Origin of the sequence: Bauldia sp. (assembly GCA_037200845.1) — a bacterium.
GTDB lineage: Bacteria > Pseudomonadota > Alphaproteobacteria > Rhizobiales > Kaistiaceae > DASZQY01.
Map to the genome: position 1 here is coordinate 1,777,739 of JBBCGQ010000001.1, position 12,077 is coordinate 1,789,815.

The window sequence follows — 12,077 nt, forward strand, 5'->3', positions numbered from 1 at the left end:
CGGTTGGCCGCATTTCATCCCCTCGCTGTCATCCTTCGGCGAGGCCGCAGGCCTCGACCGGAGGACCACGTGCCACGCGTTCGGCCGGCATTGTTCGCTGAGGATGGTCCTCCGGTCGGCGCTCCGCGCCGCCGAAGGATGACAGTGTGAGGAGGCGGCCGCTTACGGCACCGCCAGCTCGATCAGGAACGGGCCGCGCGTGTTATTGGCCACCGTGAACAGCTCAGCGAATTGTTCCATAGTTTCCGCCCGTCCCGACTCGACGCCGAAGCCGGTGGCGATGGCGCGCCAGTCGATCACCGGGTCGTCGAGGTCGAACAGCGCGCGCGAGGCCGCGCCGGCCGCGGCGCCGACGTTTTTCAGTTCGTCGAACAGGATCTCGTAGCGGCGGTTGGCGAAGATGACCGTGGTGACGTCGAGGCGCTCGCGTGCCTGCGTCCACAGCGCCTGCATGGTGTAGATCGCCGAGCCGTCGCCCTCGAGGTTGACGACGCGGCGGCCGGGCGCGCCGACCGCGGCGCCGGTGGCGAGCGGCGGACCGTCGCCGATGGCGCCACCCCTGGTCTGCAGCCAGTCATGCGGCGCGGCCTCGCCGGTGTTCGGATAGAGGGCGAAGCCGAAGGTCAGGGCCTCGTCGACGACGATGGTGCCCTCGGCGATGAGCGCGCTGAGTGCCTGCGCCACGGCCGGCGAGGTGACGGCGCCTTTGGGCAACGCCGGGCGCGGTGCACGCGGCGGCGGGACCCAGTCGGGCGCGTCGAGGGCATCGGCGAGGCGGGCGAGGGCGTCGGGGCCGTCGTCCTCGGCGCGCGCCAACGTATGCACCTCGGCCTCCGGCGGCAGCAGATGACCGGGCTGGCCGGGATAGGCGAAGAAGGCGACCGGATTCTGCGCACCGACCAGGATGACGCGACGGACGCCGGCGAGTGCCGCCAGCGCCGCGTCGATCGGGTAGGGGACGCGCGGCACGAACGGGCGGCCGGCGCCGCGTTCGATGCGGGTGATGAAGTTTTCGCCGCTGAGTTTTGCGCCGGTAGCGGCGGCGATGCGCGCGGCATCTTCCAGCGCGCCGCCGCGGAGCGCGGCGCCGGCGAGCAGGATCAGCGTCGGCTCGCCCGAGCGCAGGATGCGGACGGTTTCGACGATCGCGGCCTCCTCGACGCGCGCCGGCGGCGTCACCGCCAGCGGCGCGGCGATGACGCCGCCTTCGTCCCACGAGGCATCCGACGGCAGGATCAGGGTCGCGATGCTGCCCGGCGCACCGCGCGCGGCCGCCACCGCCGCTGCGGCGTCCGCGCCGACGTCTTCGGCGCGCCGGCTGGTGCGCACGAAAGTCGAGACGGTGCCGGCGAGCGCCTCGGTGTCGGCCGCCAGCGGCGGATCGAGCGGCTTGTGGTAGGTCGCCTGGTCGCCGACGATCGAGACGATCGGCACGTGCGCGCGCTTCGCGTTGTGGAAGTTGGCGATGCCGTTGGCGAGGCCGGGGCCGCAGTGGAGCAGCGTCGCGGCCGGCTTGCCGGCCATGCGGGCGTAGCCGTCGGCCGCGCCCGACACGACGCCCTCGAACAGGCCAAGAACCGAGCGCATGCCGGCGACGCGGTCGAGCGCCGCGACGAAATGCATCTCGCTGGTGCCGGGGTTGGAGAAGCACGTGTCGACGCCGGACGCGATGAGCGTCCGCACCAGGCTTTCCGCACCGTTCATTGCGTCGTCCCCGTCGCCTCAATAGCGGACGCCATATTGATGCGGTTTCGCGCCTCGTCTAGGGGTGTGCGCCTTTTCGCGACGGAGCCGACAATGACGCGCTTCATCTGCCGCCAGTGCGGTACGCAATATCCCGACAGCGACGCGCCGCCGGCGGCATGCCTGATCTGCCAGGACGACCGGCAGTACGTGCGCTGGAGCGGGCAGGACTGGACGACGCTCGCCGACCTCAACCGTGTGCACAGACAGAAATTCGTCGAAGAAGGCGAGGGCATTACCGGCATCGGCATCGATCCCGCCTTCGCCATCAACCAGCGGCCGCTATTGCTGCAGTCGAAAACCGGCAACGTGCTGTGGGACTGCGCCACCGTGCTGACCGATGCGGCCGTCGCCGAGATCAAGCGGCGCGGCGGCATTTCCGCAATCGCGATCTCGCATCCGCACTACTACACGACGATGCTGGAATGGAGCGACGCCTTCGGCGGCGTGCCGATCCATCTCCACGCCGACGATCGCCGGTGGGTGATGCGGGACGGGCATCGGATCGACTATTGGGAAGGCGAGACGCTGGCGCTCGGCCCCGAGATGACGCTGGTGCGCTGCGGCGGCCATTTCGCCGGCGGCCAGGTGCTGCACTGGAGCACGGCGGAAGGCGGCAAGGGCGCGCTGTTCACCGGCGACATCCTGATGGTGGCGCAGACGCGGCGCCACGTCAGCTTCATGTACTCGTTCCCCAACTACGTTCCGCTCAATGCGACGAAGGTGAAGCAGGTCGCCGCGGCAGTCGGGCCGTTCGCCTTCGACGCGATCTACGGCGCGTGGATGGGGCAGAACATCAAGGGCGGCGCGAAGCAGGCGGTCGCGGTTTCGGTGGATCGATATTTGAAGGCGATCGCGGGGTAGGCGGTTCCCCACCCACCGCGCTTACGCGCGGTCCCCCCTCCCCGGAACGGGGAGGGATGGAGTAGGCCGAGCCGAACTCCGCTTGTCCTCCCCGGCTATGAGGAGGGGCGCCATGCGAAGCATGGTGGTTGGGGTCCCGCGTAGGAGGTTGCGATCAGCCAAGCGTCTTGAGATACGCGTCGAGCCGCTCGTTGCCCTGCGTCACCATGCCGGTGAAGCCGCGCTGGATCGCCTCGTCGCGGGCGGCCGTGCTGAGGAAGGTCACGGTCAGCTTCATGCGCGAGCGATTGTCACCGAGATCCTCGAGCTCCAGCGTGGAGACGAGTTCCACCGGCGGCAGGCCGTCGAGGCCGAACTTCCAGTCGTCGGGCGCGTTCCGCCAGGCGAGGTACTTGGGCGCCTCGATCTTCGTGTAGACGCTGGAGTAGCCGAACTCGCTGCCGTTGGGAAAGCGCATGACGACGCGCCAGACGCCCCCGACGCGCAGGTCGATGCGGCACTCCGGCACCGTGCCGCCGTGCGGGCCCCAGAACTGCACCATGTGCTTCGGCTGCGTGTAGCACTCGAAGACGAGATCGCGCGGCGCGTTGAAGGTGCGCACGACCTCGAAGTGTTTAGCGCCCGGGGGGATGACGATCTGGTGGTCGGGCGTCTCGCCCGCGCGGGCGGCTGTGGCGGCATTCATCAGGCAGTCCTCCGGTTGGATGGCTTCAGTTCGGTGAGCAGGGTCTCGAGACGTTCCATCGAGTCGTTGGCGCCGCGCTCCATGCCGGAGGCGATCATGCCGTCGCGGTCGGCGAGGCTCTCGAAATGCGAGACGACCCTGTAGTGCGTCCGGTCGCCGACCTCTTCCAGGGTCATCGTCTCGACGATGAAGCGGCCGTCGTACATGCCCTCGACGCCGAATGTCTGGACGATGCACTTCGGCGGCTGCACGTCGCGATATTCGCCGTGGAAGACGATGCTGCGGCCGTCGGGCGCGGTATGGACGAAGCGCCAGCCGCCGCCCGGCCGCACGTCGAGACGCGCCACCGTCGTCTTCATTTCGCGCGGACCCCACCAGCGGGCGACATGCTCGGCCCGGGTCATCGCCTCCCACACCAGCGCGCGCGGCGCGTCGAAGGTGCGCGACATGACGATGATCGGCTCGCCGGCCGGGGTTTCGACTTTCAGCGTGTTCATCGTGCGCTCCTAAGCCAGCGTGGCGAGGTACTGCTCGAGATGGACGTAGATCAGCGTCCAGCCTTCGCGCTGCTGCTCTGCGCTGAAGGTGGTCTCCAGCCCGAACTCGACTTCGATCTTCGTCTGCTTCGGGCCTTGCTCGGTCAGCGTGACCGTTGCCGGGCGGGCGTCGTCCATGGTGTAGGCCATGCGCGTCGGCGGCGTGACCTCGGTGAAGGTGCCGCCGAAGACGAAGTCGTTCTTGCCGTCGGGCGAGGCGAAGCCGATGCGGAACTTGCCGCCCTTCTTCATCTCCATCTCGGCGAACGGCGTCGTCCAACCCTCGTCGGCGTGGTACCAGTGGACGAGGTGCTTGGGCTCGGTCATCGCCTCCCACACCAGCGCGATCGGCGCGTTGACGACGCGGGTGATGGTGACGGTCTTGTCCTTATTTTCGGGGTGGGCCACGCTTCTTCTCCTTCGGGGTCTTTGCTGAAACCTTGCGCTCGGCCTGGAGCTTCTCGAGGTACGCCTCGAGGCGGTCGATCCGCTCCTCCCAGAGCCGGCGGTATTTCTCGAGCCAGTCGTCGACCGGCTTCAGCGCCTGCGGTTCGATGCGGCACGGCCGCCACTGCGCCTCGCGCCCGCGCACGATCAGGCCGGCGTGCTCCAGCACCTTCAGGTGCTTGGAGATGGCGGGGAGCGACATGGCAAACGGCTGCGCCAATTCCGTGACCGACGTTTCGCCGAGCGCCAGGCGCGCAAGGATGGCGCGCCGCGTCGGATCGGCGAGGGCGGAGAAGGTGGCGCTGAGGCGGTCGGTCGGCATGGCGTGGCTCTGTGGTAAACCTGGTGGTTAATTAACTGAGAGGTGAAATACAGCGCGTGGATGCGTTCGTCAAGCGGCTTCGCGTCGCGATTCAGAAGCTCGCCGGAAGGGCGGCAGGGTTCAGAGTCGTCAAACCCTGTTCGACATCGGCGAAGGACGTCTCGCGCAGGTAACGAATTATCGCGGCTGCGCCCACCGGACCCCAGGGTACCGGCTGCTCGATTGGTGGCGCTGGCGAGCCGGTCAGCACGCGATTCGCCTCGATGATGAAGGTGCGCCACGGCGACCGCGCCAAAAACGCGATCAGTTCGGCGCGGGCCGGGTGATCGAGCGCGAAGCTGTTGCTCCACGGTTTAAGCTGGCCGGTGAAGTGCACGATGGCGGCCGGCGCAAAATGGCGGAGGGAAGTCAGCCAGGCGCGGGTAATAAGATTGAAGCTCGGCGACAGCTCCAGCCAGTCGGTGCGCAACACCGCGTTCAACAGCGTCTGATCCATCCACAGCGGATTCGCCAGACGACCCCTCAACAGCTCCATCATCTTCTTTTCCAGGCGCGCAGCAACGAAGGCGTCGACGTCGAAGAGCTCGACTCCGCCGTTCAGATACTTTGCGCCGAAGAGGCCGATAAACCGTACGTCCCCCTTCAGGCCCAGGGTCGCGTTGAGTTCGTCCGCGTTGTGGTGACTGGGAACAAACGGCACGTTGAGGTCGCGCACGGCGGCCACCGCATGTCCGCCCATGTCGAGATCGAACAGGCGGAAGACCTGCTCCGACTCCGGATAGACATCGCTGTCGAGATAGAGGATGCGGGCGTAGCGTCTGCGGAGCAGGCCAGGGAGGAACAGGCGCAGATAGGTCGCCCGCGTGAGATAGCTTCGCACCGGCAGGCGGCGCCCGCTATCGACCGAGGTCAGGTCCAGGACCATCTGGTCGGCGTCGAAGGCGCGGGCTTGTGCCAGCAAGGGCGGCGCGTTGCTCGCCACGATGATATCGACGTCGGGTCGCCTGTTAAGCGTCCGCAGCCGGTGAGCGAGGAACATTGAGGGCGAAAATTGGGCGGCGTCTGCGACCAGCACAACGGCATTCCGCCGCGCCATTTCTCGTATTCCCCGTACTCAGCACCAGACCGCGTCCATGTTACGGGACGGCACCGGTCCGGCGCCAGTGCTCCGCCCCGCGAACGCGAACGCACCGCGAACGAAATCTCACATTTCCGCCAAGTATTTGAGCGTTAACCCGCGGCGGCGTATCTTGTCCGCTTGTGTGCGGCGGGAACCGGTCCTTGCTGGCCGGCGTTGTCGTCTTGAGTTCCCGACCGAGTTTCCGAGTTTCCAGGAGTAAGCGAATGGCCGCGCGTGCGTATTGGTCAGGTCAGATCCGCCTGGCGCTGGTGTCGATCCCGGTGCAGGTTTTCTCCGCGACGAAGAGCGCGGCGCGGGTCTCGTTCAACCAGATCCACAAGCCGAGCGGCAAGCGTATCCGCTACGAGAAGGTCGTGCCCGGCGTCGGCGCCGTCGATGCCGACGACATCGTCAAGGGCTATGAGGTCGAGAAGGGCAAGTACGTGCTGATCTCCGACGAGGAGATCGAGGACGTGAAGCTCGAGGCCAAGCACACGATCGATCTCGTCCAGTTCGTCGACGAGGGCGACATCGACCCGATGTTTTTCGAGAAGCCGTATTTCGTCGCGCCCGACGAGGACGACGTCGCCGGCGAGGCTTACGTCGTGCTCCGCGATGCGCTGAAGGCGACCAGGAAAATCGGCCTCGGCCAGCTCGTCGCGCGCGGTCAGGCGAGCGTCGTCGCGCTGAAGGCGCAGGGCAAGGGTCTCATCATCGAGACGCTGCGCTACGCCGACGAGTTGCAGAACCCGGAGCAGTTTTTCTCGACCGTGCCCGGTGCCAAGCCGGAGAAGGAATTGCTGTCGCTGGCGACCGAGCTGATCGAGCGCAAGGCCAAGCCGTTTGACGCGAAGGTGTTCAAGAACCAGTACGACATCGCGCTCCGCGAACTGATCGACGCCAAGATGGAGCACCGCAAGCCGCAGGATATCGAGGAGCCGCAGCTCGGCGCCAAGGTCATCAACCTGATGGACGCGCTGAAGCGGAGCGTGAAGGGCGGCGGTGCGCCCGCTAAGGGCCAGAAGGCTGCCGCGGCGGACGCGCCGGCGCCGACCAAGAAGGGCAAGGCGGCGAAGGCCAAGGCGGAGAAGAAGCCGGCGGCCAAGCGGCGCGCGGCATAGCGGCGCCGCCAGTTGGTCACCTCTCCCTGGAGGGAGTGGGCTTCGTTTCTTGAGAGCGAAGCGAACGAGAAACAAAGGGTGAGGGGTTAGGGACCGTGAGGCCTAGAACTCCTGTCCCTGGCCCTTCGCCCTTTTCGTCTAATTCGTTGCGCTCATAAGGCTCAATCCCTCATCCTCCGGGAGAGGTGACCAATGGGCGCCACGTCCAGGCGTGAAAAAGGCCGGCCCGCATTCGCGAACCGGCCCCAAATGTTTGCAGCGATGCTGCTACTTGCCGCGCAGCGTATCCTTCAGCCCGCCGACGGCGTTCTGAATCTTGCCCGCCGCCTTGTCGGACTTGCCCTCGGCCTGGAGCTTCGAGTCGCCCGTCATCTTGCCGACGGCTTCCTTCACGGTGCCCTTGGCCTGCTTGGCCGAGCCTTCCACGCGATCCTTATCCATGATTGACCTCGCTGGTGTTTCGAATGATGGAACAACGCCAGCCATGCCGCCTTCGTTCCATAGGCGCAGGAACGACAACGTCGCAGGGCCGTTGTAACCTCTCGCCATGGCCGATCGTCTCAAGACCTACCGTTCCAAGCGCGACTTCAAGAAGACCGCCGAGCCGGCGGGGGAGGCGCGCCCGGTCCGCAGCGGGCACCGCTACCTGATCCAGAAGCACGACGCGACGCGGCTGCATTTCGATTTCCGCCTCGAGCATGACGGCGTGTTGCTGTCCTGGGCGGTGACGCGCGGACCGAGCTACGACCCGAAGGACAAGCGCCTCGCCGTCCACGTCGAGGATCACCCGCTGGAATACGGCGACTTCGAGGGCACGATCCCCGCCGGCAACTACGGCGGCGGCACGGTGATGCTGTGGGACGAGGGGACGTGGGAGCCGGTCGGCGACGTCGATGAGGGGCTCGCCAAGGGCGATTTCAAGTTCATCCTCCACGGCGAGCGGCTCAAAGGAAAATGGGTCCTCGTCCAGATCAAGCACAACCGCGACAAGCGCTCCAAGGCCGACAACTGGCTGCTGATCAAGGAGCGCGACGAATACGCCGAGGCCGAGAAGAAACCGATCATCGAGCGTGCGCTGACCAGCGTCAGGAGCGGGCGGACGATGGAGGAGATCGCCTCGGGCAACGTCGAGTGGGTGAAGGGTCGCCGCATCAAGGAACTCGCCGCCGACCCCGGGGAGAAGAAGCGCAAGCCGCGCGAGCGCGCCACGCCGAAGGGCGCGCGGCAGGAGCCGCCGCAATGGACCGAGCCGCAGCTCGCCTCGCTGGTCGAGGCGCCGCCCGACGGCAAGGAATGGCTGCACGAGATAAAGTTCGACGGTTACCGGGTCGAGGCGGCGGTCGGCGCGGGGCGGGCGGCGATCTACACCCGCACCGGTCTCGACTGGACCGACAAGTTCCGCCCTATCGTCCAGCCGCTCGCCGATCTGCCGTGCCGCTCGGCATTGTTAGACGGCGAAGCAGTCGTCCAGGACGACAGCGGCAAAAGCGATTTCGGCCGCCTGCAGAACGCCATCGCCGAGGGCAAGGGCGGCATCGTCTACTACGCCTTCGACCTGCTGGCGCTTGACGGCGTCGACCTTCGCAAGCTGCCGCTCGTGGAGCGCAAGAAGAAGCTGCAGAAGCTGCTGGAAGACCAGCCCTCGGCCGGACCGCTGTTCTATTCCGACCACGTCGTTGGCAACGGCCGCCAGACCTTCGAGCAGGCGTGCGAGATGAAGCTGGAAGGCATCGTCTCCAAGCGCGCCGAGGCGCCGTATCGGGCAGGGCGCACCAAGGGCTGGCTGAAGGTGAAGTGCGGCATGGGGCAGGAGCTGATCGTCGTCGGCTGGCAGCCATCGACCGTGAAGGGCCGGCCGTTCTCGTCGCTGCTGGTGGCGACGCGCGAGGAAGACAAGCTGACCTATCGCGGCAAGATCGGCACCGGCTACGGCGAACGCGAATTGCAGGCGGTGTGGAAGGAGCTGGCGAAGCGTCCGCTCGCCAAGCCGCCGCTCGACGATGTGCCCCGCGACATCGCGCGGAAATCGAAATTCGTCCGCCCCGATCTCGTCGCCGAAGTCGAGTTCACCGGCTGGACGGAGGAAGGGTACGTGCGCCACGGCGCCTTCAAGGGGCTGCGCGCCGACAAGCAGGCGAAGGAGGTCAAACGCGAGATGCCCCAGGAACCCGCGAAGGATCCGCCGAAGCCATCCGCCATCATCACGGTCACCAACGACCAACGCGATTCAGGCACGCTGACCATCGGCGGCGTGCGTGTCACCCATCCCGACAAGCTGGTGTACGCCGCCGAGCGCATCACCAAGCGCAGCCTCATCGACTATTACCGCGCGGTCGCAAAACTGATGCTGCCGCATGTCGTCGACCGGCCGCTGTCGATCGTGCGCTGCCCGGACGGCGCCGACGGCGACTGCTTCTTCCAGAAGCATGCCTCAATGGGTTTCCCCGCCGCCTTCGGCAAGGTCAGCATCAAGGAGAAGGAAGCCAAGGGCGACTACCTGACGATCAGCGGCGAGGACGGGCTGATCGCGGCGGTGCAGATGGGCGCGCTCGAGCTGCACATCTGGGGCTCGCACAACAAAACACTGGATTCGCCCGACCGCATCGTCTTCGACTTCGACCCCGACGAGGAGGTGACGTTCGCGGGGGTGAAGGACGCCGCCCGCGAAATGCGCGACCGGCTGAAGTCGCTGGGGCTCGTGTCGTTTCCGATGGCGACCGGCGGCAAGGGCATCCACGTCGTCGTGCCGCTGACGCCGAAGTACGGCTGGGACGACGTCAAGGCATTCGCCGAGGCGATGGCCCGCACGATGGCCAACGACGACCCGGACCGCTACCTCGCCGAGATGTCGAAGGCGCGCCGCAAGGGCAAGATTTTCATCGACTACCTGCGCAACGGCCGCGGTGCCACCGCGATTGCGCCGTACTCGACGCGGGCCCGCAAGGGCGCGCCGGTGGCCTGGCCGCTGGCATGGACTGAGCTGGCTAAGCTTCCCTCCGCCCATGAGGCGACGGTCGAAAATGCGGCGGCGCTGCTGCTGAAGCGCAAGGCCGATCCGTGGAAAGATTACTTCGCCGTCAAACAAATATTGCCGCTCGACAAACTCGGATCAAAGTAAGCCGGCGAAGTATTATCGCGCCGAAAGTCTCGAATCTAACGGTCGAAATCCGGACGCCGTCAGTGTATAGTTAACGCGTTGGGTAATGCGTCAGAGGAGTGCGGACCTATGGGCGATACAACAGGCGTCATCTATTCACCGCCGAAGATCGGCTTGCCGTTCCTGGTGGTGACTTTTGCAGACGGTGCGATCCAGACGCAGACGGCGGCGAGCCGCTCCGAAGCCCGCGCCATGCTGGCTGGCAAGACGCGGCGGCCGCCAATCGCGGCGATGAACGGCGACAAGCCGGCCGGCGTCGCCAAGCAGTAGCTTCCACTGTCAGGCTTCGTTCGGTCGACGGATGCGTATGGCCCCGGCGGAAGGGAGACTTGCGCCTTGCGCCGGGCGTCCCAATATGAGAACGTATAGGGAACAGGTGCAGCCGCCTGTGGATAACTTTGGTCGCCGGATCGCCGGCCGGGCTAAGCGGTTAGGTTCGCCGGGAAACAGAAGCGGCTACGGCACATTTGGTTAGCAGGAGCGTCAGGTCATGGCGGGTAGCGTCAACAAGGTCATTCTCGTCGGCAATCTCGGCCGCGATCCGGAAGTCCGCCGGCTGAATTCGGGCAAGCCGGTGGTCAATCTCAGCGTCGCCACCTCGGAAAACTGGCGCGACAAGGACACCGGCGAGCGCAAGGAGAAGACGGAGTGGCACCGCGTCGTCATCTTCAATGAGAATCTCGCCAAGATCGCCGAGCAGTACCTGAAGAAGGGCGCCAAGGTTTACGTCGAAGGCCAGCTCCAGACGCGCAAGTACACCGACACCGCCGGCGTCGAGAAGTACTCGACCGAGGTCGTGCTGCAGGGCTTCAACGCGACGCTGACCATGCTCGACGGCCGCGACGGCGCCCCACGCGGCGGCGAGGAGGGCGGCGACTTCGGCCGCTCCAGCCCGATGGAAGGCGGCGGGCGCGAGCCGGCACGCGCCGGCCGCTCGGGCGGCCCGTCGCTTGCCGAGGAACTGGACGACGAGATTCCGTTCTAGGCATTCGTTCGCGGTTTTTATTCGGACGGTCGTTCCGGGCCATCGCCGTTCCGGCGAAGGCCGGAATTCAACGCAGTGAGTTCAGCGAACGCCGACGCGCAGTTGCGTCCAGCGTTGGAGCCCCGGCTTTCGCCGGGGTGACGAACGAGGGTACGAGGCGCCGGCGCAACATCCATTCGCTTTCCCCGCGAAAGTGGGGACCGAGGTCTCAATTCGGCGAGAGGCTTGTGTCTGTGCCGCGACCTCATTCCTGGATCCACGCTTTCGCGGGGATGAGCGGTGGAGGGGATGTCCCGCACGCGTTGACACGGGTTCGGTGCCGCGGCCTTCGCAAGGTGAGTGGGAGGAAGCTACGGCGTCGCCGCGGCCGCCTTCACGATCGTCGTGATGCCGTCGACCACGAACTGCACGGCGAGCGCCGCCAGGATCAGGCCGAGCAGGCGGCTGACCACGATGCGGCCGGTCTCGCCCAGTATCCGCTCGAGGTCGTGCGCCAGCAGGAAGACCGCCAGGCACGCCGCGATCAGCACGATGATGATGGCGATCAGCCCGGCCATCAGGCCGAGCGAATGCGCCTGCGAGGCGAGCAGGATCGTCGCCGAGATCGCGCCCGGGCCGGTGATCAGCGGGATCGCCAGCGGGAAGACGGCGATGTGGCGGAGGTCGTCGCGCTCGACCGCGGTCTGCGCCGCGACCGACTTCCGCTCCTCGCGCCGCCCGAACACCATCTCGAAGGCAATGACGAACAGCAGCAGCCCGCCGGCGATGCGGAAAGCCGGCAGCGAGATGCCGAGGAAGCCGATCAGCGGCTCGCCGACCAGCGCGAAGCCGATCAGCACCGCGCCGGCGATGAGCGTGGCGCGGATCGCGGTGGCGCGGCGCTCGGCGCGCGTCCGCCCCGCCGTCAGCACGACGAAGATCGGCGCCAGACCCGGCGGGTCGATGGTCACGAACAGCGTCACGATGGCGGAGAGCAGGTAGTCCACGCTGGCCCCGGCTAGACTCGTTTCGCCGGATCGTGCCAGCCGCGCGGGCATGGCGCCAGTGACCCCCTCATAATAACGCAGTTCGGGTTGCGCCGGCGGGGATTGCCGCCG

13 protein-coding genes are annotated in these 12,077 nt (G+C 66.7%); 5 read left to right on the top strand and 8 right to left on the bottom strand.

The genetic code is table 11. From position 1 onward, the window contains the following. Positions 1-162 precede the first annotated feature (162 nt). Entirely contained in the window at positions 163-1,704 is a 1,542-nt protein-coding gene (locus tag WDM94_08585; protein ID MEJ0012671.1) for an acetolactate synthase large subunit, read from the bottom strand. A gap of 93 nt (positions 1,705-1,797) precedes the next feature. Between WDM94_08585 and WDM94_08590 the strand changes: the two genes are divergently transcribed. Next, entirely contained in the window at positions 1,798-2,607 is an 810-nt protein-coding gene (locus WDM94_08590) for an MBL fold metallo-hydrolase (GenBank protein MEJ0012672.1), read from the top strand. Positions 2,608-2,761: 154 nt separating this feature from the next. Here WDM94_08590 and WDM94_08595 read toward each other — a convergent pair whose 3' ends face one another. From WDM94_08595 to WDM94_08615, 5 genes are all read right to left on the bottom strand, one after another. Beyond that, positions 2,762-3,292, bottom strand: a complete 531-nt coding sequence (locus WDM94_08595; protein MEJ0012673.1) for an SRPBCC domain-containing protein — start codon at positions 3,290-3,292, stop codon at positions 2,762-2,764. Next, positions 3,292-3,789: an SRPBCC family protein gene (locus WDM94_08600; GenBank protein MEJ0012674.1), complete on the bottom strand. Its 498-nt coding sequence runs from the start codon at positions 3,787-3,789 to the stop codon at positions 3,292-3,294. Before WDM94_08600 ends, WDM94_08595 begins: the two co-directional genes overlap by 1 nt. A 9-nt stretch (positions 3,790-3,798) precedes the next feature. Next, the gene (locus WDM94_08605; GenBank protein MEJ0012675.1) at positions 3,799-4,236 is read right to left on the bottom strand and encodes an SRPBCC domain-containing protein; all 438 of its coding nucleotides are present in this window, start codon (positions 4,234-4,236) and stop codon (positions 3,799-3,801) included. Then, complete coding sequence (locus WDM94_08610; GenBank protein ID MEJ0012676.1) at positions 4,217-4,597, bottom strand: metalloregulator ArsR/SmtB family transcription factor; 381 nt, start codon at positions 4,595-4,597, stop codon at positions 4,217-4,219. Before WDM94_08610 ends, WDM94_08605 begins: the two co-directional genes overlap by 20 nt. A 91-nt stretch (positions 4,598-4,688) precedes the next feature. Further along, complete coding sequence (locus WDM94_08615; protein MEJ0012677.1) at positions 4,689-5,693, bottom strand: glycosyltransferase; 1,005 nt, start codon at positions 5,691-5,693, stop codon at positions 4,689-4,691. Between the two features lie 248 nt (positions 5,694-5,941). Here WDM94_08615 and WDM94_08620 point away from each other — a divergent pair, with 248 nt between their 5' ends. Continuing rightward, positions 5,942-6,838 carry a Ku protein gene (locus tag WDM94_08620; GenBank protein ID MEJ0012678.1) on the top strand — a complete coding sequence of 299 codons (897 nt, stop codon included), beginning with the start codon at positions 5,942-5,944 and terminating at the stop codon, positions 6,836-6,838. Positions 6,839-7,105: 267 nt separating this feature from the next. Here the strand turns inward: WDM94_08620 and WDM94_08625 are convergent, their stop codons facing one another. After that, positions 7,106-7,279: a CsbD family protein gene (locus WDM94_08625; GenBank protein MEJ0012679.1), complete on the bottom strand. Its 174-nt coding sequence runs from the start codon at positions 7,277-7,279 to the stop codon at positions 7,106-7,108. Positions 7,280-7,385: 106 nt separating this feature from the next. On the opposite strand from WDM94_08625, the gene ligD reads away from it, so the two are divergent. The 3 genes from ligD to ssb all read left to right on the top strand — a co-directional run bounded on the left by ligD (position 7,386) and on the right by ssb (position 10,980). Further along, positions 7,386-9,956 (top strand): DNA ligase D, encoded by a 2,571-nt coding sequence (gene ligD / locus WDM94_08630; protein MEJ0012680.1) that lies wholly within the window; start codon positions 7,386-7,388, stop codon positions 9,954-9,956. Positions 9,957-10,064: 108 nt separating this feature from the next. After that, complete coding sequence (locus WDM94_08635; protein ID MEJ0012681.1) at positions 10,065-10,265, top strand: hypothetical protein; 201 nt, start codon at positions 10,065-10,067, stop codon at positions 10,263-10,265. A gap of 220 nt (positions 10,266-10,485) precedes the next feature. Further along, positions 10,486-10,980: a single-stranded DNA-binding protein gene (gene ssb, locus WDM94_08640; protein ID MEJ0012682.1), complete on the top strand. Its 495-nt coding sequence runs from the start codon at positions 10,486-10,488 to the stop codon at positions 10,978-10,980. Positions 10,981-11,330: 350 nt separating this feature from the next. Here the strand turns inward: ssb and WDM94_08645 are convergent, their stop codons facing one another. Further along, on the bottom strand, positions 11,331-12,017 hold the full coding sequence (locus WDM94_08645) for a MarC family protein (protein ID MEJ0012683.1): 687 nt from the start codon (positions 12,015-12,017) through the stop codon (positions 11,331-11,333). Positions 12,018-12,077: the final 60 nt, after the last annotated feature.